This is a genomic window from Vampirovibrio sp. (genome assembly GCF_041737375.1).
GTDB lineage: Bacteria > Cyanobacteriota > Vampirovibrionia > Vampirovibrionales > Vampirovibrionaceae > Vampirovibrio.
In genome coordinates this window covers 21633-42148 of the sequence record NZ_JBGSRV010000012.1, presented here as the reverse complement: position 1 = coordinate 42148, position 20516 = coordinate 21633, and the positions used below count along the sequence as shown (strand labels likewise).

At 51.8% G+C, this 20516-nt stretch carries 19 protein-coding genes and 1 pseudogene; 12 read left to right on the top strand and 8 right to left on the bottom strand.

The features are described 5' to 3' along the window. Positions 1 to 14: 14 nt before the first annotated feature. On the bottom strand, positions 15 to 851 hold the full coding sequence (locus tag ACEW81_RS08805; protein WP_373532610.1) for a DUF1573 domain-containing protein: 837 nt from the start codon (positions 849 to 851) through the stop codon (positions 15 to 17). A gap of 318 nt (positions 852 to 1169) precedes the next feature. Between ACEW81_RS08805 and ACEW81_RS08800 the strand changes: the two genes are divergently transcribed. The 5 genes from ACEW81_RS08800 to ACEW81_RS08780 all read left to right on the top strand — a co-directional run bounded on the left by ACEW81_RS08800 (position 1170) and on the right by ACEW81_RS08780 (position 5054). Then, positions 1170 to 1796, top strand: a complete 627-nt coding sequence (locus ACEW81_RS08800; protein ID WP_373532609.1) for a hypothetical protein — start codon at positions 1170 to 1172, stop codon at positions 1794 to 1796. 31 nt (positions 1797 to 1827) lie between these two features. Further along, positions 1828 to 2862 (top strand): ROK family protein, encoded by a 1035-nt coding sequence (locus ACEW81_RS08795; protein WP_373532608.1) that lies wholly within the window; start codon positions 1828 to 1830, stop codon positions 2860 to 2862. After that, a complete protein-coding gene (gene rsmA, locus ACEW81_RS08790) occupies positions 2863 to 3756 on the top strand; it encodes a 16S rRNA (adenine(1518)-N(6)/adenine(1519)-N(6))-dimethyltransferase RsmA (RefSeq protein WP_373532607.1) in 894 nt (297 codons plus the stop codon). After that, the gene (gene ispE / locus ACEW81_RS08785; protein ID WP_373532606.1) at positions 3725 to 4687 is read left to right on the top strand and encodes a 4-(cytidine 5'-diphospho)-2-C-methyl-D-erythritol kinase; all 963 of its coding nucleotides are present in this window, start codon (positions 3725 to 3727) and stop codon (positions 4685 to 4687) included. The genes rsmA and ispE overlap by 32 nt, the downstream gene beginning before the upstream one ends. A 166-nt stretch (positions 4688 to 4853) precedes the next feature. Continuing rightward, positions 4854 to 5054, top strand: coding sequence for a hypothetical protein (locus ACEW81_RS08780; protein ID WP_373532605.1), 201 nt, complete (start codon positions 4854 to 4856; stop codon positions 5052 to 5054). 52 nt (positions 5055 to 5106) lie between these two features. On the opposite strand, the gene ACEW81_RS08775 is transcribed toward ACEW81_RS08780, so the two are convergent. Next, the gene (locus tag ACEW81_RS08775) at positions 5107 to 6048 is read right to left on the bottom strand and encodes a glycosyltransferase (protein WP_373532604.1); all 942 of its coding nucleotides are present in this window, start codon (positions 6046 to 6048) and stop codon (positions 5107 to 5109) included. 269 nt (positions 6049 to 6317) lie between these two features. On the opposite strand from ACEW81_RS08775, the gene ACEW81_RS08770 reads away from it, so the two are divergent. From ACEW81_RS08770 to ACEW81_RS08760, 3 genes are all read left to right on the top strand, one after another. Continuing rightward, the gene (locus ACEW81_RS08770) at positions 6318 to 8141 is read left to right on the top strand and encodes a HAMP domain-containing sensor histidine kinase (RefSeq protein WP_373532603.1); all 1824 of its coding nucleotides are present in this window, start codon (positions 6318 to 6320) and stop codon (positions 8139 to 8141) included. Next, positions 8119 to 8799: a response regulator gene (locus ACEW81_RS08765; protein ID WP_373532602.1), complete on the top strand. Its 681-nt coding sequence runs from the start codon at positions 8119 to 8121 to the stop codon at positions 8797 to 8799. Before ACEW81_RS08770 ends, ACEW81_RS08765 begins: the two co-directional genes overlap by 23 nt. Positions 8800 to 8886: 87 nt before the next feature. After that, positions 8887 to 9114 (top strand): hypothetical protein, encoded by a 228-nt coding sequence (locus ACEW81_RS08760; RefSeq protein WP_373532601.1) that lies wholly within the window; start codon positions 8887 to 8889, stop codon positions 9112 to 9114. An 82-nt stretch (positions 9115 to 9196) separates the two neighbouring features. On the opposite strand, the gene ACEW81_RS08755 is transcribed toward ACEW81_RS08760, so the two are convergent. Together ACEW81_RS08755 and ACEW81_RS08750 are read right to left on the bottom strand one after the other, a co-directional pair. Then, positions 9197 to 10453 carry an NAD(P)-dependent malic enzyme gene (locus ACEW81_RS08755; protein WP_373532857.1) on the bottom strand — a complete coding sequence of 419 codons (1257 nt, stop codon included), beginning with the start codon at positions 10451 to 10453 and terminating at the stop codon, positions 9197 to 9199. Positions 10454 to 10579: 126 nt separating this feature from the next. Next, positions 10580 to 11716 (bottom strand): annotated as a pseudogene (locus tag ACEW81_RS08750) (NAD(P)-dependent malic enzyme); the annotation flags it as partial. Positions 11717 to 11877: 161 nt separating this feature from the next. Here ACEW81_RS08750 and leuB point away from each other — a divergent pair. Then, a complete protein-coding gene (gene leuB / locus ACEW81_RS08745; protein WP_373532600.1) occupies positions 11878 to 12996 on the top strand; it encodes a 3-isopropylmalate dehydrogenase in 1119 nt (372 codons plus the stop codon). 80 nt (positions 12997 to 13076) lie between these two features. After that, positions 13077 to 13553 carry a nucleoside-diphosphate kinase gene (gene ndk, locus ACEW81_RS08740; protein ID WP_373532599.1) on the top strand — a complete coding sequence of 159 codons (477 nt, stop codon included), beginning with the start codon at positions 13077 to 13079 and terminating at the stop codon, positions 13551 to 13553. A gap of 125 nt (positions 13554 to 13678) precedes the next feature. On the opposite strand, the gene ACEW81_RS08735 is transcribed toward ndk, so the two are convergent. Together ACEW81_RS08735 and ACEW81_RS08730 are read right to left on the bottom strand one after the other, a co-directional pair. Then, on the bottom strand, positions 13679 to 14404 hold the full coding sequence (locus ACEW81_RS08735) for an amino acid ABC transporter ATP-binding protein (RefSeq protein WP_373532598.1): 726 nt from the start codon (positions 14402 to 14404) through the stop codon (positions 13679 to 13681). 25 nt (positions 14405 to 14429) lie between these two features. Continuing rightward, entirely contained in the window at positions 14430 to 16058 is a 1629-nt protein-coding gene (locus ACEW81_RS08730; protein WP_373532597.1) for a tetratricopeptide repeat protein, read from the bottom strand. A 473-nt stretch (positions 16059 to 16531) separates the two neighbouring features. Here ACEW81_RS08730 and ACEW81_RS08725 point away from each other — a divergent pair, with 473 nt between their 5' ends. Beyond that, positions 16532 to 17407: an ankyrin repeat domain-containing protein gene (locus tag ACEW81_RS08725; RefSeq protein ID WP_373532596.1), complete on the top strand. Its 876-nt coding sequence runs from the start codon at positions 16532 to 16534 to the stop codon at positions 17405 to 17407. Between the two features lie 104 nt (positions 17408 to 17511). Here the strand turns inward: ACEW81_RS08725 and ccsB are convergent, their stop codons facing one another. Beyond that, positions 17512 to 18435, bottom strand: coding sequence for a c-type cytochrome biogenesis protein CcsB (gene ccsB, locus ACEW81_RS08720; RefSeq protein ID WP_373532595.1), 924 nt, complete (start codon positions 18433 to 18435; stop codon positions 17512 to 17514). Between the two features lie 23 nt (positions 18436 to 18458). After that, positions 18459 to 20009 carry a cytochrome c biogenesis ResB family protein gene (locus ACEW81_RS08715; RefSeq protein ID WP_373532594.1) on the bottom strand — a complete coding sequence of 517 codons (1551 nt, stop codon included), beginning with the start codon at positions 20007 to 20009 and terminating at the stop codon, positions 18459 to 18461. Positions 20010 to 20349: 340 nt separating this feature from the next. Here ACEW81_RS08715 and ACEW81_RS08710 point away from each other — a divergent pair, with 340 nt between their 5' ends. Further along, the gene (locus ACEW81_RS08710; RefSeq protein WP_373532593.1) at positions 20350 to 20478 is read left to right on the top strand and encodes a hypothetical protein; all 129 of its coding nucleotides are present in this window, start codon (positions 20350 to 20352) and stop codon (positions 20476 to 20478) included. The last annotated feature ends 38 nt before the right edge of the window (positions 20479 to 20516 follow it).

Sequence of the window (20516 nt, the reverse complement as noted above, 5' to 3'; positions counted from 1 at the left end):
ATGGACAGTCCAAATTAATGGGGCTGCCTTAGCGCTTCCTCAAAGGCCGCCGCATCTTCCACATCGGCTTCTGCCGGTTGGTTCAGCAAGCCCATGCGGTGCTTCATGTTTTGCACTTTCAAAAAAGTAACCAGTGAATCAATCTCATCATCGGTTAAAGGACCGCCCTGTTTTTGAGAGAAAGGCGGCATTTGCGGAGAGTTGGGAGAACCTTCGGCAATGATTTTTCGGGTCCGTTGCACGGTGGCCTCATCGTCATAGTTACGGCCCAGCAAGGAAGGCCCGGCGCTGAGGTGTCCCTGCCCATTGATGCCGTGGCACATGGCGCAATCTGCCACAAACAAGGCCTGCCCCGTTTTGCCTTTGCCTGCCTGCACATGGCAAGTGGCGCAATCTCCCTTGAACAAAACCAGCTTATCCTTTGGGGTCAGTGTCATTTGAGCGTGACCCACCATTTTTTTAGGCAACACTTCGCCCACCAAAAACAGGGGCAGTTCCGGGCGTTTGGGATCGTTGCTTTTAATGGTAATTTGCTTACGAACCTTGCCCAGCTTAATGCTGGTATCCAGTTCCACATCAATACGGGCAAAATCACCGGGAACCAGAACGGTTTTAGACAGTCTGGCCACCGTACAGCCGCAAGAAGTCTGTACATCGGCAATGCGTAAAGGCTTGCCGCCCACGTTATAAATCAGGAAGTGCGCGGGTACTTTCTGGTCGGTTTCCGCCTTGCCGATATCCTGAATGCGTTTTTCAGCGGAAATAATGGGCGGCTCATAAACGGAAATAACAACCGGCTTACTGCCCGGCGTATTAAAAATGTACCAGAGGGACAGACCAGCCAGTGCCATCAGGATTACCATTACAAGCCTGCGGATTGAGAAGCGCATAGGGGAGCCACAAATCCTTTTTATTTTATTGTTGATTTTGATTGGTTATTGCTTTCACCACGCCTATGGGAGGAAGCGGGCGCATGATTTTGCAATTTGAACTATTGTAATGCAAATGTAAAGTGAATCGATGATTTTCATACCCCCAAGACAAAAACCCAGCCGCCCATTGAAAGCACCTCGCCCGCTAACAACTTTCAGGGTTCAGGGGCTTTAAAAATATAAAGCCCATACTAAGCGCATCATTCCGGTTCCTGTGATCAATACTAAGGAGAGCCTATGAATCCGCTCCCAGCTTACCCTGCTATGGCCTTAAAGCCGTACGCACCCACCATGCCATCGCCATGGCCAGCAGATCCGGCATCTTTGGTAGCCCAGTTGGGTATGACTACCCAGGTTGGGGTGGACGGTCTGACTCAATTTAACGAAGCTTTGGTCAACCGCATTGTGGCGCTGCGGGAGAATGCCCTGCCTTCTTTGCATTTGCTGCTTAAAAGCACCAATACCACCACCACCATTCTGGAGGCCTTGCATACCGCCAGCCGACTGGCCGAGCAAGGCGTTTCCGGGGTAGAGACACTTTATCCCGCCGCGGCGCATCTCAACAGTCATATCGATCCGGCAGTTCAGATGCAATTGGCCCGCTTTTACGGTAAAATCAACGAGCCAAAAGCAATTGGACCGATGTTGAATACGGTCATTCACTACGCCACCAACCAGTACCCCATGGGCTCTTATGCCGCTTACCGCTTTACGGAAGAAGCCGGAGAAGCCCTAATCAATCAGGTGGCCCGACGCACGGCACAGGAAACGCTTCGACAGTTACTGCCTTTCCTGCCTCCCGCCATCCACGACAATCCTGCACCCTTCAACCCTTCACGCACTTCGTTTCAACGAACTGTATAACCGTTATCCATCAACCAGAGAGCGCAGCGCCATGAAAGATACCGTTGTTTCCCAAGCCAATCCCCAGCCTTACCATCGCCCCTCACAGGTGGCCATCGGTCAAGCGCCTATCGGGATTGACATTGGCGGCACCAAAATCAACGCCGCTGTGGTTAAAACCAATCCGCAAACGGGAGAAGACGAGCTGTTGTCCATGATGAACAGCCCCACCCCCGAGGATTCTGAAACGTTTTTAAACACGCTGGTGGATATGATTCAACGGCTGCATGCCGAGCATCAGGTTTCTGGAGTGGGTATTTCCACCGCCGGGGTGGTGGATTCCATTCATGGCCGTATTTTAGGCTCCACCGGCAACATGCCTGCCCTGAAAAATTTATGCAATTTAAAAGAACTACTGGAAGCCAAAATCGGCTTGCCCGTGCATATGGAAAATGACGCCAACGCCGCCGCTTATGGCGAATGGCGCACCGGGGCCGCTAAAGGCGCCCAAAACATGTTTGCCATTACCTTGGGAACCGGGGTGGGCATGGGCATTGTGTTTAACGGGCAAATGTATCGGGGTTCCCACTTTTACGCCGGAGAAGGCGGACACATTGCCATTGGGCATAAACGGGAACGCAAATGTACCTGTGGGCGCTGGGACTGCTGGGAAGCCTACGCTTCTGGCACCGGCCTGCAAACCACCGCCGAACTGATTGTGGAAGCCGCCCCGGAAACCGCTCAGCAGGAATTCAAATCCAAATACTGTGAAAACGGCGTGGTAACCACTTACGCCGTCATTGCCGCCTGGAAAAACGACAACCACATTGGCGTTCAAATTATGGATGAATGGCACAACCATATTGCGGTGGGCCTGAGCAGCCTCATTAACGTCATGGACCCCGATATGATTGTGGTGGGCGGCGGCTTGGCCCAATTTGTGGATTTCAACCTGTTACTGGAGCGTACCCGTGAGCGCTCCATGAGTCACGCATTCAAACTGGTTCCCGCAGCGCTTGGCAATCATGCTGGCATTGTAGGAGCCGCTTACCTGGCCATCGAGTCCCAACCTGAGCCCCTGACCTAAATGCCTTCATACCCCAAACAACCCCGCCCTACCAATAACCCCTTGCTGGAACAAGCCCGCCATTTGCGGCTGAAAAAACGTTTCAGCCAGCACTTCCTGATTCGGGAAAAAGTGCTGGACGATATTTGCGGATTAATGGATCTGCAACCCGAGGATACCCTGATTGAAATTGGCCCCGGCGGCGGTTTTTTAACCGAAAAACTGCTGGCCACCGGCTGCCAGCTAACCGCCGTGGAACTGGATCGGCGTATGTGCTGGCATCTGGAGGGGCGCTTTAAGCCAGAAACTTTCCCCAACCTGAATCTGGTGGAACAGGATATTTTGCGCTTTGATTTTGAAACGGTGGCCGCCCCCAAATTTAAAATTGTGGGCAATTTACCCTATCAAATCACCTCTAAAATCATGTTTTTACTGGCCGGGGAACTGTATGAGGCGGAACACCCCTTAAGGCAGCGCATCAGCCAATTAACCGTTATGGTGCAAAAAGAAGTGGCCGAGCGCATTTGCGCCTCACCCGGACAACGGGCGTTTAACCCGCTTTCTATCGCCTTGCAGTATTGGTTTGAACCCCGTTTTGACTTTGTAGTGCCCGCCACGGATTTTTATCCGCCCCCCAAGGTGGAATCGGCGGTATTAACACTAGTACCCCGCAAAGAACCCCTGGTGAAAGTTCACGATTTGAAGCTGTTTTCCAAACTGATTAAAGCGGCGTTTTCCGCCAAACGGAAAACCATTCGCAACGCCTTGCTAAGTAGTTCCTTTGCAAGCGGCGCTGTTATCGATAAAATCTTCTCGGAGACAGGCGTTCACTCTGGCCTCAGAGCTGAAGCCATCTCTATTGTGACTTTTGGAGAGTTAACCAATGCTTTCGGTTCAAACGCCCGCCAAGATTAACTTGTTCCTGAATATTCGTCCCCGGCTTTCTGATGGTTACCACGAGCTTTGCTCCGTCATGCAGGCCATTCGCCTGTGGGATCGGCTGGATGTAAGCCCCTTGCCCCAAGAAGGCAAACAGCGCACCATTCAGCTCACCTGCAACATTCCCGAGCTGGAATACCGGGCCAAGGACAATTTAATTGTAAAAGCCTACCGATTGTTTTGGGATGAAACCCAATTGCCGCCGCTGGGCTTAAAAGTGCATCTGCAAAAAGAAATCCCCATGCAGGCGGGATTAGGCGGGGGTAGCTCGGATGCCGCCGCCATGCTGGTGATTTTAAACCATTTGGCCCATGCCCATTTAAGCGAGGAACAACTGCGGGCCATGGCCGCCAAACTAGGCTCAGACATTCCCTTTTTCATCAGCGGCGGGCTAGCCCTGGTGAGCGGGAAAGGAGAGGTGGTGGACCCCTTGCCTCCCAACCTGGTGGAAGAAATGCCGCTGGTGGTGATTAAGCCCAGGAATTTAAACATCAATACCGGCATGGCCTATCACCGCTTTGCCTCCGGCGCCCGCTACGAAACCCGATCGCCAGAGCATATTTTGATGGCCTTAAAAGAAGTTCGGCAAAAGCGCCGCTTGCGAGATGAAGTGGATTTGGAATCGTACCTGTTAAACGATTTTGAAAAAGTGCTGTTCCCCGAATATCCGCTGCTTGGCCAAATGGCTCGCAAGATGAAAGAAGCGGGCATTCGCCGTCCGCTGTTAACCGGCAGCGGTTCCGCCATGATTGGCTTTACAGAAGGGGGACACACCCTTCGTAAAGCGATTAACGAAGCATTCCCGGCATCCAGCTTTGAGGTGTTCTGGACGCACACTTACCGGGGCGGGGCCATGCAAACCAATCAAACGCATCATGCCCCGGAATTGGCACAAGCCGCCCTTTAAAGCGGTTTTCCAGCGTGTGTTCCCGATTATGAAATCAGCAGTGTAGGCAATTTTCGGCATCACTTTGTTTTTTTTAATATAGACCTTTTTTGTGCGTTTGCCGAAAAACCGCACGTCTGAAAAAACATTCCCCTAAAAACCATCACCCTTGTTTGGAGGCTTTACAATGCCTAAATTAGAACAGCGCACCCTGCAAAGAGATTTGAGTCAGGCCGAGAGCGCTTTGAGCGACATTGCCATTCAACAAGGCAAGGAAAGTCCGCAATACCGCTTAGCCCTGAGACATTTTGGCCGTATATGGTCGCTTTTAAAGCTAACGCGAACCCAGGACGAGTTTTTCGCGGAAATCACCTCGCCATCCTCTTAAAAAATTAAAAAAGCGCTATTGGATTGAAACTCAGGTCAAAAAACTGCCTGGTTCAATGTGGAGAGAAAGCCAAGCCGCTATGGGCTTGCTCATAAATTTGCCGCTGATGTAACGTGGTTTCTTTTAATAAGGCCCTAAAGTCCGCATCGGGATGATGATAGGGCTTAATGCGGTAATTAAAATCCTCGAACAGCAAGGCATGCTCGTTTACCGGATGCACCCATCCCCCGTTCAGCCGCTCAATATAGGTACTCAGCTTGGCCTCTCGCTTAAAGCGGGGGTTAATGGCCAAATTCAGGTGTACCAGATTAACCGTGTTCAAGCGGCCCTTGGGGCCTTGGCACTCAATGCCCAAATGCCCCACCGCACCGGGAAACTTGAGCAAGGACGGGTCGTTGCGAAACAACCGCATCTGATAATCGGGGTATAGATACCCATCATCAATCCAGCGTAAGGGTTCCGGTTCCACCTGACACAGGTGCAACCGGGGAATTTTGTAGTGCGTATAATGCCGCTGGCGCATCAGCCCCCCTATCATTTTTTCAAAGCGGGGCTCAGGAAACTCGTCATCATCCAGTCTCAAAATCCAATCCCCATGACAACGGGCCACCAGCGCTTCCAAACCGGCGTTGCAGGTCAACGCGTCACTGGGAATTACAAACAACTCATCCGCCAAGCCCTGACAGGCTTCCAGCGTATTATCGGTGGTTTTGCTATCCACCCCCACCACAATTTCATCAGAAAAACGGCGGATGTACTGCAGCAAAGGCCGAATACGTTCGGCGGAATTCATGGTCATAATGCAGGTAGAAAGACGGGGGGGACGTCCTCCGTCTTGTGATGCTAAAGATGTCAACCGAGGGGCTACCCACAAGGCTTCGTACCAGCATCCCAGCCGATGCGCGAAACGCCGGGCTTGTTGTCGCCGGTTATCCCGACCCAAAACCTTGTAATACTGGGAATCACGCTGGATATTAAAATCAGAGACTTGCATAAGGGACCTTATAAGAGAGCCGACGTGAATCCTGAAAAATCAACTACAATAAAGGAAGAGTGACGGATTCATTATCGGCCAGTTAAATACGGATATCAGCAGCGTCCCGGCTCGGCACAAATCCCTTTCTGATTCAATTCAAAGTGGTAAGGGAAATGGCCGGTTTAACCCCGACTGATTCCAAGAATGGGAGTGGCCTTGTGGGCGCTGACCAAACTATACCATTTTACAGAATTTACCAAAAACTGTCCCAGAGATGGACAAAAACCATGGCCCAGCTGTCCCCACTGGCCCTGGATACCATTACCACCCGCTTCCTGATTTTATTCCTGTTTTTGCTGGCCATTCCGCTGTGTACGCTCATTGCGTTCACCGCCTCAGTGCTGGCCACCCATCTGGGCGAGGCCTCCCATCAGCAACTCCAGTTAAGCCAAAACCTGTTTGAAGGCGCCTTGGCAGAACGGAAAGACACCCTTGAGCTGTTAACCCGGCCCATTCGGGAATCGGCAGACCAAGGCTGTCCAGAAACCCAGCATTTAATATGTTTGAAAGCGTCTCAACTTTTCAAAGACACGCACCCAGACGCAAAAGCTACCTACGGCCAGAGGCTGGGTAATCAAAGTTTTTTAGCCCCGATCAATCACCAGTTGTACCTGATGCAAAAAAAAGAAGCGACAGGCACAAATAAAGGCGGGGAAAGCATTTACGGGCTTCCGCTGGATGCTGGTTTTCTCAACCGGATTTATCAAAACCAAAGCGGCCTGCAAACCGTCATGTGGATTCTGGAAGAGGATAACTCGGGGCAAAAAGGGCCTGCCTTAAGCCTGCTGGCCCAAAATCATGCCGGAAAAAACCTGGAAGACGCCACCGCGCTACTGGCCCTGCTGGCAACCCTACCTCCCGAGCAACATCCTGACTTTACCGCCAAACCGGGTTCAGAGAGCTATCAAATCAGCCAACAGCCTTTATATTCCCTTGATCATCATCCTATTGCCAGAGTGGTGCATATTTTACCCTTAAAGCCCTCAGGAATGTTTCTTGATAATTATTACATTGGCGTTTACTTAATTGCGATGGCCAGCCTTATTTTTTCCGTGTTACTGGCCATGATAGCGGCACGAACCATTACCCAGCCACTTTTAAAATTAATTACTCAAGTAAACACCCTGAGCCGGGAAAACGTGATGAAAGAGGGCGATCAGGTACTGATTTCCGGGGTGCAGGAAATCCGGCAACTGGCCAAAGCCTTTAATCGCATGATTGTGCGGTTGCGACAAGAACATAAACTGAAAGACGAGTTTGTGGCCACCCTGACCCACGATTTAAAGGTACCTTTACTAGCAGAAAAGCAAACCTTGGCCTACTTTATAGCGGAAGCCTACGGCACCCTGAATACTGAACAAAAAGAGGTGCTGGGCATTCTGAAATCCTCCAACGGCTCTTGCCTGTCTCTGGTCAATGGCCTGCTGGAAGTGTATCGCTATGAGGCCGGAGATGTGGCCCTGCTGTTTGAGCCTGTGGATCTGGTGCGGCTGATGGCGGACACCGTGGCTGAATTGCGCTCTCTGGCTCAGGAAAAATCAATTCAGCTGGAATTAAAACAGGAAACCGAGCAAGCGGAAACCCCGCCGGTTTATGCCGATAGCCTGGAAATAAAGCGGATTTTACATAATTTAATTAGCAACGCTATCATCAATACCCCCATTCACGGTAAGATAGTATGCAAAATTATAGACAAGGTACATTATGGGAGTGACACCGTTTATAAAGTAAGCGCGTTTCAGCATACCACCCTTAAACACCCTGTTAAATTAAAAAATCGTCTGCTCGTCGTTATTCAGGATTCAGGAATTGGCTTCTCTATCAATGATTTACCCCATTTGTTTCAACAATTTGCGGCCAGCAAAGGCCGAAACCCAATGAGTATTGGACTGGGTTTATTTAACTGTTTTCAGGTGCTCTGCGCCCACCATAACCCCTTATGGGTAGAAAGCACCGAGGGGGAAGGCGCTGCCGTTAGTTTCACGCTATCCACCCAGCAACCTCAGGGTCAGGACAGGAGGGTTGCTGGTGACAAACGCCAACGCTCCTAAAATCAGGGTGCTACTGGTCGATGACTCCCGCTTGACCCGTATTAGCGTGAAAACTACCTTAAAAGTGGTTCAACTTGAAATTGAATTGGTGGGGGAGGCCGAAGACGGCACCCAAGCCATCGAAATGGCCAGCGCCTTGAGGCCGCATGTGATTTTAATGGATATTGGCATGCCCATTATGGATGGAGTTCGAGCCACCCAGGCCATTAAAACCAAGCACCCGGAAATCAAGGTGGTCATGCTGACCTCTCATGAAGAGGAAGCTGATGTGCTGGACGCCTTTAGCTCCGGGGCAAACTCTTACTGCCTGAAAGAAACCCCGCCGGAAATGCTGGTGCATGTCATCAAATCCACGGCCATGGGGGCCTGCTGGATTGATCCCAAAATTGTCCGCATTGTCATGAGCCAATTACAGCCCGCCGAGCGAAATCCTTATTACAACCCGCTTTTTAAAAATTCTGGCGTTTGCCTGCTTACAGAGCGGGAAGTGGACGTGCTAAAGCTGGTAACCCAGGGCCTGAATAACGCTGAAATTTCAGAGCGGCTGTACATTACTATGAATACAGTGAAAACGCACCTGAAAAACATTTTTCAAAAACTGGAAGTGGAAGACAGAACCGCCGCCGCCCTAAAAGCGCTCAAAGAACGAATTATTTAACCTGTTTGGGATTCGTTGCCACTCGCCGTCAAATCTTGTATTACAATAGGGCCATTGCGTCCTGTCTAACGGCAAAAGGATTTTCTAATGGCTGAAGATACTCACAAATCCATTTTTCATTATGAAATTGATCCCCTGATCAAACCGGGTGCCAACCTGTCTGTATGGGTTTGGCTGGTTCTGCTGGGCCTTCCGGCCCTGTTGCTGACGCTTATTTTCGCCAAAACCGAAGATCGTCATGCCATTCCCGCCAAACCGCCAGCGGCTTTCAGCGCAGCGCCTTTAGCCCCAGCGGCAAGCCATAACCACCCCTAGGTTTTTCAAGGTTTCAAACCCAACCCGTTTCAACCCAAAAAGGAGCTGCTAAACAGCTCCTTTTTGAATAGCCAGAGGGCAATTAAATGGCCGGGGCCAGCATCCCTTCGGCGATAAAGTGATTCAGCTGGCGGGACACTTCCGCTGGGTCCATGTGCTTACGGGCCACGCCAGTTTCAATAGCGGCCTTGGCCACAGCGGCGGCCACGGCAGGCGGAATTCGAAAATCCAGCGCACCGGGAATAATGGTGCCAGCGGCCAGTTGTTCCTCGCTAATCATCTCCGCAATGGCAAAGGCGGCGGCAATTTTCATATCATCGTTAATCTCTCTGGCCCGCACATCCAGCGCCCCCCTAAAAATACCGGGGAAGGCCAGCGAGTTATTCACCTGATTGGGGAAATCACTGCGTCCGGTGGCCATTACCTTGGCCCCCGCGGCATAGGCCTCATCCGGCATAATTTCCGGCACCGGGTTGGCCAGCGCGAAAATAATGGGGTTGGGGTTCATGGTGCGCACCATATCCTGACTCAGGGTGCCCGGCACAGACAGTCCCAGGAACATATCCGCCCCCTTCAGCACTTCATGCAGCAGGCCACGCTCATCGGCCAGATTGGTAATTTCGGCAATGTCCCGTTTGAACTGGTTCATGCCTTTTTCCCGGCCCTTAAAAATCACGCCGGTGGTGTCGCAAATAATAATATCCTTGGCTCCGGCTTTCAGCAGCAGTTTGGAAACGCTCAAGGCCGCAGCGCCAGCGCCGTTCACCACAATTCGCAAATCCGACATCTGTTTATCGGCAATTTTAACGGCGTTTAGCAGGGCGGCCAAAACCACCACGGCGGTGCCATGCTGATCATCGTGGAAGACCGGAATATCCAGCTCCTCGGTCAGCCGCTTTTCTACCTCAAAGCAGCGAGGGGCGGCAATATCTTCCAAATTCACCCCGCCAAACACGGGCGCGATTTTTTTGACGGTTTCCACAATTTCATCCACGCTTTGGGTGCGCAAGCAAATGGGGAAAGCCTCTACACCGCCAAAAGTTTTAAACAACACGGCCTTGCCTTCCATAACCGGCAGGCCCGCGCCGGGGCCAATGTTGCCCAGACCCAGCACCGCGCTGCCATCGGTTACAATGGCCACCAGATTGTTCTTCAAGGTCATCTCATAAGCCATATCCGGGTTGTCCCGAATCACTTCACAAGGGCGAGAGGCTTCTGGCTGGGTGTAAATGCTATTGTAGATGAAGTTATCCCGAATGGGAACGTAGGAAACCGTTTCAATCACCCCATGGTAACGCTTATGGTTGATGAGCGAGATTTCATCGTTGGTTTTACCCACCAGATCTTCAGGATTAATGTCTTCTACCCAGGCATTGGAACCCTCATAAACAAAGTTCATCACCTTTTCTTCAATGCTTTGGGGCGATACCTGAACCTGGGCCACACCGGTTTCAATGGCCGCCTCAGCCACCGCGCGGGCAATTTTGGCAGCCACCCGATAATCCAGCGGCTCGGGCAGAATAATGGTTTGGTTCAGCTCTTCCTCGGTAACCAAATCCGCCATGGCATGAGCCGCAGCGCACAGCATGGGATGGTTAATATCGGTGGCCCGCACATCCAGCGCCCCCCGGAATACGCCGGGGAATACCAGAGACGAGTTAAACTGGTTGGGCGCGTTGCTCAAGCTGGTGGCCACCACTTTGGCACCGGCGTCCTTGGCCGCCTGATAGGAAATTTCTGGCTCCGGCAAGGCCAAGGCAAAAATAATGGGATCTTTGGCCATGGTGCCGATCATTTCCGGGGTTAGCACCCCGGCGCTGGAAAAGCCGATGAACACATCCGCGCCCCGCACCATGAACGGTAAATCGCCTTTTTTGTCTTCCCGGTTGGTAAGGCGGGCCACTTCCGATTTAATGTAGTTCAAGCCCTCGGTGCGCCGGTAGTAGATGGCCCCATGGCGGTCCAGTACCTTGACATCACCCACCCCCACCTGCTTTAGCATTTTGGCGGTGGCAATGCCAGCGGCCCCGGCCCCGTTAATCACCACCGAAATGGCTTGCAGTTTTTTATCCACAATTTTAAGGGCGTTCAACAAGGCCGCCAATACGCCGGTGGCCGAAGCATGCTGATCGGTGTGCAAAATAGGCAGGGATACCGCCCGTTTCAAGCGCTCGGCAATGGCAAAGCAACGGGGAGAGGAAATATCTTCCAGGTGAAAGCCCCCAAAGGTGGGCGACAAATAGCGGACGATTTCCACAAACTGATCCACATCCTGAGTATCAATGGCGATGGGAATCCCATCGATACCGGCAAAGTTTTTATGGAAAACGCTTTTGGCCTCCAACATGGGCAAAGCCGCATAGGGGCCAACGTTCCCCAGCCCGTAAACACTAGAGCCATCGGTAATAATGGCCACCGTGTTGCCCCGCATGGTGTAATCGAAAGAGGTGAGGTGGTTTTTCTCGATTTCAAGACAAGGCTTGGCCACCCCCGGCGTGTACACCCAACTGAGCGTAGCCGTATCTTTAATGGGCAATTTGGGGGCAATCCCAATCAGCCCTCGGTGCTTAATTCTTAATGAACATCCGTCAACTACGGTCATGCCACCACGCTCCTTCCCAAAAATGAATAGATAAGTTTACTCCACTTTACTGTGCTTTCGCCCCGGCTTCAACCAGCATCCGCATATTCAGGACAGTTTTGCCGCAATGAAATTTATGGTTTGATAAAGCCATTCAGGAAGCAAGCGAAAGGGAATTGACCATGAGCGCCACGCACAAAATCGCCGTTTTACCGGGTGACGGCATCGGCCCGGAGATTATAGAGCAAGCCATCAAGGTACTGAAGGCCTTTGAGCAAAAGTTCAACACCCGCTTTGAGCTGACTTACGCCCCCATGGGCGGTGCTGGCATCGATGCGGAAGGGGTTCCCCTGCCCGCCAGCACCCTAAAGCTGGCTCAGGAATCGGACGCCGTTTTAATGGGCTCGGTGGGCGATTTTAAATACGACAATCTGGATCCCAAAATCCGGCCAGAGCAAGGGTTGCTGCAAATTCGCAAGGCGCTGGGGCTGTACGCCAACTTGCGCCCGGTCAAAGGCTACAAGTGTCTGGAGCATGTTTCCACCCTAAAGGCCGAGGTAGTGAATGGTATTGATGTCATGGTCATTCGGGAACTGACCGGAGGCATCTACTTTGGGCAACCTCGGGCCCGTGAAGGCCAGGGGGCTGAAGAAAAAGCCTATGACACCCTGATTTACACCCAACCCGAAATTGAGCGCATTGCCCGCATTGGCTTTGAAATGGCCCTGAGCCGCCGCAAAAATCTGGTTTCGGTGGATAAGGCCAACGTGCTGGCCAGTTCTCAACTGTGGCGGGATGTGGTGAATACGGTGGCCAAAGACTATCCGGGCGTTGAGCTGTCTCACATGTATGTAGACAATGCCGCCATGCAACTGATTTTAAACCCCAAGCAGTTTGACGTGATTTTGACCGAGAACATGTTTGGCGATATTTTATCCGATGAGGCCAGCATGTTAACCGGATCGTTAGGCATGTTGCCCAGCGCCAGCCTGGGCCAAAAGAAGGCCAACGGTCAACGCAACGCCCTGTATGAGCCTTCTCACGGATCGGCTCCCCAGTTTGCCGGACAAAACAAGGTCAACCCTATCGCCACTATTCTTTCGCTGGCTATGATGCTGGAGTACAGCTTTGGCTACGCCCAAGAAGCCGCCCAGATTGATCAGGCCATTGAGCGGGTATTGGAAGCGGGTTATCGCACCTTCGACATTATGGGCCCCGGCGCCACCGAAGTAGGCACCGCCACACTGGGCGACAAAATCGCCGAAGCCCTGATTCAGCTACCCGCCCCGGTGGGCGTTTAACCTGCCCAACTGTTTGGAAGCCCTCTCTGTTTGCGGTATGGTGAGTCAACGTATTAATTAACGATTAAGGAGATCTCTCTATGGAACGTACTTTTATTGCCCTGAAACCCGATGCCGTGCAACGTGGCTTAATTGGCGAAATCATCACCCGTTTTGAGAAAAAAGGCTTCAAACTGGTGGGCCTGAAACTGCAACAAGTCACCCGTGCCATGGCCGAAGAGCACTATGGCGAGCATAAAGAGCGCCCCTTCTTCAAAGGCCTGGTAGACTTCATTACCTCCAGCCCCATTGTCGCCATGGCTTGGGAAGGCGATAACGTGGTTGAAACCGCCCGTAAAATGATGGGCGCCACCAACCCCAAGGATTCCGCTCCCGGCACCATCCGTGGCGATTTCTCCATTGATCTGGGCCGTAACATCATTCACGGTTCCGATAGCGTGGCCAGCGCCGAGCGAGAACTGAAAATCTTCTTCAGCAACGATGAACTGGTAAACAGCTGGAACCGTAGCACCGAAGGTTGGGTCTACGAAAACCCCAAAACCCCTGCCACTGTTTAATTAAGCTGCATCCAGTTTAATTCAGCGTTTTTTACGCCTAAAAAGCACTCATTCAAGCAATGGGTGCTTTTTTTATGCGTTCTTACGCCACAAAGGGGCTTACTGACCACCTGTTGCGAGGGCGATTACCCTTCAAACAGCTCTAAATAGCGCTGAGTGGCGGGCTGAACGGGATGATTCATAATGGCCCGAGGCGACCCTTGCTCCACCACTTGGCCGCCATCCACAAACACCAGCCGATCGGCCATGTGGGAAACAAAGCGCAGCTCATGGGTCACCATCACCAAGGTCATGCCTTGGGCGGCCACTTGCTCAATCACGGCAAGCACTTCCCGGCTCATGGGGGGGTCCAGGGCGCTGGTGGGTTCATCCAGCAATAAAATATCGGGCTGCATGGCCAAACTGCGGGCAATGGCCACCCGTTGCTTTTGCCCCCCGGAAAGTTGATCGGGGTACATGGCTGCTTTGGCGGAAATATCCACCTGCTTTAACAACTGGTAAGCCCGCTCCGCCGCCTGTTCCCGGCTCTCTTGCTTTACTTTAACCGGCCCCAGCATCACGTTTTCCAAAACCGTTAAATGGGGAAACAGGTTAAATTGCTGAAACACCATCCCAATACGGGAGCGAAAGCGGTTCCAGTTTAGTGCGGGGCTTTGAACATCCTCCCCGTTCACCACCAGCTTGCCGCTGCCAATGTGTTCCAGCCCGTTGATGCAGCGCAGCAAGGTGGTTTTTCCGCAGCCAGAAAAGCCCATTAAGGCCACTTTTTCGCCCTTTGGGATGATCAGGTTCACCCCGTTCAGCACGGTCAAATCACCGTAGGATTTACGAACATCTTCAAACTGAATCATGGGGTTGCCTTCACAGATAAAGCCATTACAAGCGGGTGGCATCAGTCTTGACCCGGCTCAGGGCGGTGCGAGCATCCGCCGCCTTGGGGTTCAGGCTCAGGGCTTTTTGATAATGCCTTTCCGCCAACAGTGAATCCCCAGACAACTCATAAGCCAGGCCCAGGTTATATTGAATATCGGCGGAAGCGGGATGCAATTGGGCAGCCTGCTTTAAATAAGGCAGCGCCTCTGCGGTCTGGCCCATCTCCTCGTAAAGGGTGCCTAGCATGTAGGCAATGTCCGGTTGTCGGGCAGCTTGTTGGTACAGTTGTTTCAGCACCGTAATCGCTTGCTCTCGCTGGCCACTCAAAACCAGAAGTTGGGCATAGCGCTGACCATACTGATCCGCCCCCTTTTTGAATGCCTTGCCGTAAGTCTCGCTGGCCGCTTTGGCCTGATTAAGCTTTAACTGGATTTCGGCCAACGCGGCGTACAAATCCGCATTGTCCGCATCAATGCCAATGGCCTGCTGAATGGGGCCCAATGCCTGTTTAAACTGCTGATTCTGGTATGCGTTCAGCGCCTGCGCCATCAGGCGGCTGACGGTTTGCGCTTCCGTTTCGGACTCTGCCTGAAATAGCGTATTGTAGCCCCCACTGCCGCTGGCAACCGAAAACTCGGGAATGGCCTGATTTTTAGGCCGCACCAAAATGGTATTGCCGTTCTGATCGGTGGTCATGGCCTGAATGGGGGCAGCCCCCCCTTGATAACGGGGAAGCGGGGTTAATACCTGATAAAACGGTTCTGGGGCCTCCTCCTCAGGCTCGGTGGGCAAAACCGGATACTGAACCGGCTCCGGCTGAGCCGCATTCAAGCGCTGAGCAGGGCGAGTGGCGGGGAGACTGGGCGATGCGGTTCGGTTTTCCACCACCAAGGGCATGCCCGAAGCATTGCGACGGCCTGCCACATCGGTAACCGAAGCTATGGTTGGCCCGCCGGTATTTTTTCCGCCAGCGGGTTGAGCCACACTATCGGCATCAGACACAGCCAGCATGGCTACCGGCTGCTCTGTTAGCTTGTGAAATAATGCCGAATCACTCTTTTTTTGAGCCGGTTTTGGTTCTTGAGCCTTTGCGTTGGCTGTAACCTGAGGCGCTTGGGGCAATGGTTTAAGAGAGAGTTTAAGTGTTGCCGCTGCCTGCTGCCGCACTGGGCCAGCGTGTGGCGTGTTTAAGTGAGCCACAGAATGTGCAACGGGTACCGGCAAGGCCTCAGCCCCGGTTATTTTCAACTTTTTTTGGCCCAAACCGGGACCCGACAGTACAATTTCCTGATACCCCTTTGATGAATCACTGGATGACTGGCTGTTTGAAGCCGGGTTGCGAAGCTTGGCCGCTTGAATGGCCCCGCCGCTCAAAAGATTGATTCCACCTTCCGGGGTGATTAACTGATCCGCCAAACGGGCGTTATAAAGCCGTAAAACAATATGGTCTGCGTCCAGTACCTGGGTTTGATACTGAAACGGTAAATCGGCCCTAAAGTGTAAGCCCTGCTCGTTGCTGGCGGAAGCCGGGCTGGCTTCTACGCTGGTGACCCCCGCAAACAAGGACGCCGCAAAAGCCGGGGGGAGAATCCATGAGGCACTGCCCAACAGCCCCAAAACGAGCAAAGCCATCAGGGCGGCCCCTTGGCCACACCCGCGTCTACTCCATTCCGGCTGAAAACCTTGCATCAGGTCCACACCCTTATGATTCATTACTTTCACTCACGACCGGCCATTTAAAAAGAAGCGATAGAAATCAAAAGCCGGATTTCACTTTCCCTAAGTCCTATTCTAGCATTTCGGGGCTATAGGCGCCCATAAGCCAATTGGTGGATCTCTGCCTTAATCCATGCCTTAACCCAGGCCTTCACCCCTTTCCTCACCTATCTCTTCTTAATTCAACCTTAACCTGTTTCTTAATTCAGTTTTAATCCATGTCTTTATCAAGTGGGTAGCGACTGAGGCAATTAAGCATCTCATCCCGTTTTTTGAATAGTCTATTGTGTTAGCACCTTTAGCAGGCTGATTTTCCATTCCTCACCTTCAACTTTTGAAATAACTGAATTTAATCACGCTATCAGCCAGTCAATCCAAAGGAACTGATTATGTCGCCACTGTCCAGTATTCATAATGCAACCGGTTCTGATTTTGAACGGCGCCGTCAACAAACCCAGTTAAAACGCAAAGAGACCTTCAATTTGTATCAACAGGCTCAGCAACTCAATTATGGCCAAACTTCCAACGATAACGACAAAGCACTGTTCACAACCGTGATTGAGAAGATTAAACGGGGCGTTTCACTGGCCACAACGCCTGAGGAGCTTGCCTTACACGATCTTGAACAAAGTTCCTCTGTGGGAGCAGGCTACCGTCGCACCCATTCTGCCCAGCTAATGAACAACGCAGACTTGGCAGGAGTCAAACTGAGGCGCTATAACAGCTTAAATAATTTATGGAATAATGCGGATGCCTATCTCAAAGAAGAAGCCAAAGACTTACATGATCAAGGACGGTCCCATTTCTCCAAATTACCCCAACCCATCCTGAACGCGTTATTGCAAAACGCGCTAAACCGTTATCACCTTCACAACGTAAAACCGCTACAGGATTTAGGGGCGCGGGCCGCCAAAGAAATTACGGCGGACGATTTACTGAAAATGGCTGCCCATCGGGGTGATTTGGAAATAATTCAACAATGCTTGAAAGCTGGCGCGGACATAAACCAGGAAGACAAAAAAGGATGGACCGCCGTAACCCTAGCCGCCAGAGCGGGTCAGCATGAGGCAGAAAGCCTGCTCAAAAAAATGGGAGCGCTGGACGATTGCTCCCAAATTATGGCGGAAGAGATTGCCCCCCAAATGGTTAGTACAAGCCCTGCCGAGCAAAGCAAGGGCCTTAAAAAGCTTTTAATGACTATACCGCTGGAAAAAAGACAACAGGCCCACGCACCCCACCATAAAGCCCTAAACCGTCAAGCCTGAATCGACCTAAAGCGCTTCAAAAAAGCCCGGTACCTGTTTGGCATCGGGCTTTTTAACTTTTTGGTTTTATTTTTACGAGCTTAAATTTCAACAAGCAAGGCTATTTAGCCAATTTTGCCGTAGGAGTGCAAGCCCAAGCCCATCAGGTTTACCCCAAAATAGGTAACCAGCATTAACAAAAAGCCGCTCACCGAAACCAGCGCCAAGGCCCGAGGGCTATGCTCTCCGTTAATTCGCATGTGCAAGTACACCCCGTAGCCCAGCAAGGTCACCAGGCTCATGGATTCCTTGGGGTCCCAGCTCCAGTAGTTGCCCCAGGCTTCATTGGCCCACATGCCACCCAAAATAATACCCAGCGTTAGCAAGGGAAAGCCAAAAGCCACGCAACGGTAAGTAATTTCATCGTACACGTTGGCCTTGTCCTGAATCAGGTCCATTTCTAAATTCATCGACTGATTTTCATCCAGATAAGCGTTCATGCCTGCCAAGGCCGGACTCAGCTGCCCGGCGTTGCCCGAAGATTTGGATGATTTGGGGGTAAAGAATGTATCTTTCACCAAAAAAACCAGCGAACTGAGAAAAGCCAGGGTAAACAGGGCGTAAGACAACAAAATAATCGGCACATGAATACTGCGCCAATAGCTTTGCAAGGCGGGTTGCAAGGGATGAATATCGGTGGGCAGGCTCAGGTTATACAACAGGGAGCCTATGAGCATGATGGCCACCGGCAAGCCCAGGGTACGCAACTTAAACCAGCGATCCAGCACCACAAAGGACAACTGCAAGCCAATGCAGACCGAAAGCAGCGATTCATACATATTGGACAACGCGAAATACTGGGCGTTTTGAGAGCGAACCACCATGGAACCCACCAAACACAGAACTGACAGAACCATGCTGCCCCAGCCCGCTTCCCGGAAGGCGGTTTTGGGTTTAATGGCATGCAGCAAGTAAAACACCAGTGCCACCGCCGTTAAGGTGAGGGCGGTATAGTACCAGTTTTGCTCCCAATCCTGATGAAAAACCATAATTGACGCCTCCACGTGCTAATTCAAGTGAGTACCGGCATTTTATCCACCGGCTTAACCGGGGCTGCGGTGACATTGCCATAACCAGCGTTGCGAAAATCCACCTGCAAGCGCTGTAACTCTTTCATAAAGCTTAACTTCGCTTTCTTGGTCTTGAAGGTCAAGGCCAAGCGGGCGGGTTGATTATCGGTAGCCGCCCGTACCGCCACCCAGACTTGCCGCTGGGTAAAAATGCACATAATGGTGCCACAAATAATAATAATGTAAGACAGGTACATCCACGGCACTTCCGGCCCTTTTTTAATTTGCAGCCCCGTGGCGATTTCAGGCCGAACATAGGTAAAGCGCATGCCAGCCAACGTGCCGGACTGCCCCTCCCGCAAGCGAATGTTGGGCGGCATTTTACCGGGTTGAGCGCCCACAAAACCTTTGGCATCCCGAAGGAAAACCACCACGTTGTTGCGGGTCACATCCGGGTCCTGTTGCACAAAAAATGGAAACACCAATAACACGCGCCCGTTGGGCAATTCCGTCATGCTCACCGGGCGGTTCATAAACTGGGTATTGGTATTCAGCGTCATGGCCCGGCCATCCACTTGCACAAACAACTTGCCGGTGGGGTTAAAACTGGCTTGATACAACACCGTATCATCCACCGCTAAGGGGTGGTTTACCGAAATCACTTCCCGTTTGGTTTCCTGGCCCTGCTTGTTAATAATGGACAAATCGGCAAAGTACTGTTTAACCACCGCCGTGTTATCCGGGGCCTCGCCTTCAGGATAGTATTCAATGCGAAAATCATTGACCCGAACCTTCCAGTCGGGAATTGATCCCAGCCACAAGGCGGGTTCAATGTTGGTTCTAAACATCTGGGAATCCGGCAAGGCGAAGGTTTCACCGGGCACCGCCAGCTTTTGGGCCTTAAACCCAAAGAAAACCCCATACACCGAGGAAACCAGCATCAACAGGATGCCCGTGTGAACAATCACGGCCCCAAACCGAAACAGGTTACCCTTGGTGGCATATAACAAACGGGTTTCAGCATTTTGGCCCTGATTTTTATCAGGCGCAGGGTGAACCGTATAGCGATTTTTCCGCAACCAGGCCGTCACCCGACCCGAAGTGGCCTCCATAGATTCTGGCGATTGCAGCACCAGCCGCTGGGGGCTGTTTTCAATGTAAGAAGCGCTAAAAAACGTGTTGCGAGTCGCCGCCAAAAAGGCGGGCTTTAACCACTGGAAGCTGCCAAACAGCAGGTTAAAGAAAAACAACACTTCCAGCGCCACAAACCAGTAAGACGAATACACGTTAAACAAGCCCATGGCCTTGAAAAGCCGGTAATTGGGTCCAAAATCCCGCTTGATTTGCAGGATGTCCACAATGCCTTCCTGCGGCAGGAGAACACCGGCCATGGTGGCCAGCGCCAATAAGGAGAGCAGCACAATGGCCAACTGCACCGAACGAAAGCAGGCCAGCATGTCCCATACTTTTTCAGGAAATGTTTTCTTTCGGGGCTGACGGGAGGTCACTTCCAGGGTGGAGGCATTGGATTGAGCGGCTTGGGTGAGACTCATGGACGATTCTCAAATTAGGGTGGGGCGGTGAAGGGTTTGGCAGTATTATCCATCAACCACGGCAAGGCTGACAATGAGGCTACAACTATAGTAATACGAGTGACGCCATTCGGACATGGGATTTCCCATAAAAGCCGGTCATCGGGTTCAACGGCTGAGCAACGCTTCCAGCGGACCAAAGCGGGCCTGATTCAGGACCCGACCCACCGGATTTTGGATTTCCCGAATTTACATTTCGCAAACTTTAGGAAATCCGAAACGATTAATTGTTTTTATTTAAACATAGCAACTGGCACTGCCGGTTGAACGGCTGGTCATCGAAATAGGGTGTACAGGGTGTATGTGTGTGTGGAGTGTAAACGTGGTTCAGGTTTTTCAAACCGAATGTTCAGACGGGTGGGTCGTCACCCGGTTGGGTGTGGCCACTGGGTTTCAAAACCGTCTGGAGCGGTTCATCGGCATTGATTAAAGCAGTTCGGCTTAATCAGGCATTACAGTGAACCATCA

Excerpts from the sequence above, each read along its gene's own strand:
- ACEW81_RS08760 (WP_373532601.1), top strand. The coding sequence starts at position 8,887 with ATGGCTGAAGATACTCACAAATCCATTTTTCATTATGAAATTGATCCC.
- ispE (WP_373532606.1), top strand. The coding sequence starts at position 3,725 with ATGCTTTCGGTTCAAACGCCCGCCAAGATTAACTTGTTCCTGAATATT.
- ACEW81_RS08770 (WP_373532603.1), top strand. The coding sequence starts at position 6,318 with ATGGCCCAGCTGTCCCCACTGGCCCTGGATACCATTACCACCCGCTTC.
- ACEW81_RS08805 (WP_373532610.1), bottom strand. The coding sequence starts at position 851 with ATGGCACTGGCTGGTCTGTCCCTCTGGTACATTTTTAATACGCCGGGC.
- leuB (WP_373532600.1), top strand. The coding sequence starts at position 11,878 with ATGAGCGCCACGCACAAAATCGCCGTTTTACCGGGTGACGGCATCGGC.
- rsmA (WP_373532607.1), top strand. The coding sequence starts at position 2,863 with ATGCCTTCATACCCCAAACAACCCCGCCCTACCAATAACCCCTTGCTG.
- ACEW81_RS08775 (WP_373532604.1), bottom strand. The coding sequence starts at position 6,048 with ATGCAAGTCTCTGATTTTAATATCCAGCGTGATTCCCAGTATTACAAG.
- ACEW81_RS08800 (WP_373532609.1), top strand. The coding sequence starts at position 1,170 with ATGAATCCGCTCCCAGCTTACCCTGCTATGGCCTTAAAGCCGTACGCA.
- ACEW81_RS08715 (WP_373532594.1), bottom strand. The coding sequence starts at position 20,009 with ATGAGTCTCACCCAAGCCGCTCAATCCAATGCCTCCACCCTGGAAGTG.
- ACEW81_RS08780 (WP_373532605.1), top strand. The coding sequence starts at position 4,854 with ATGCCTAAATTAGAACAGCGCACCCTGCAAAGAGATTTGAGTCAGGCC.
- ACEW81_RS08730 (WP_373532597.1), bottom strand. The coding sequence starts at position 16,058 with ATGGCTTTGCTCGTTTTGGGGCTGTTGGGCAGTGCCTCATGGATTCTC.
- ACEW81_RS08725 (WP_373532596.1), top strand. The coding sequence starts at position 16,532 with ATGTCGCCACTGTCCAGTATTCATAATGCAACCGGTTCTGATTTTGAA.
- ACEW81_RS08735 (WP_373532598.1), bottom strand. The coding sequence starts at position 14,404 with ATGATTCAGTTTGAAGATGTTCGTAAATCCTACGGTGATTTGACCGTG.
- ccsB (WP_373532595.1), bottom strand. The coding sequence starts at position 18,435 with ATGGTTTTTCATCAGGATTGGGAGCAAAACTGGTACTATACCGCCCTC.
- ndk (WP_373532599.1), top strand. The coding sequence starts at position 13,077 with ATGGAACGTACTTTTATTGCCCTGAAACCCGATGCCGTGCAACGTGGC.
- ACEW81_RS08710 (WP_373532593.1), top strand. The coding sequence starts at position 20,350 with ATGTGTGTGTGGAGTGTAAACGTGGTTCAGGTTTTTCAAACCGAATGT.
- ACEW81_RS08795 (WP_373532608.1), top strand. The coding sequence starts at position 1,828 with ATGAAAGATACCGTTGTTTCCCAAGCCAATCCCCAGCCTTACCATCGC.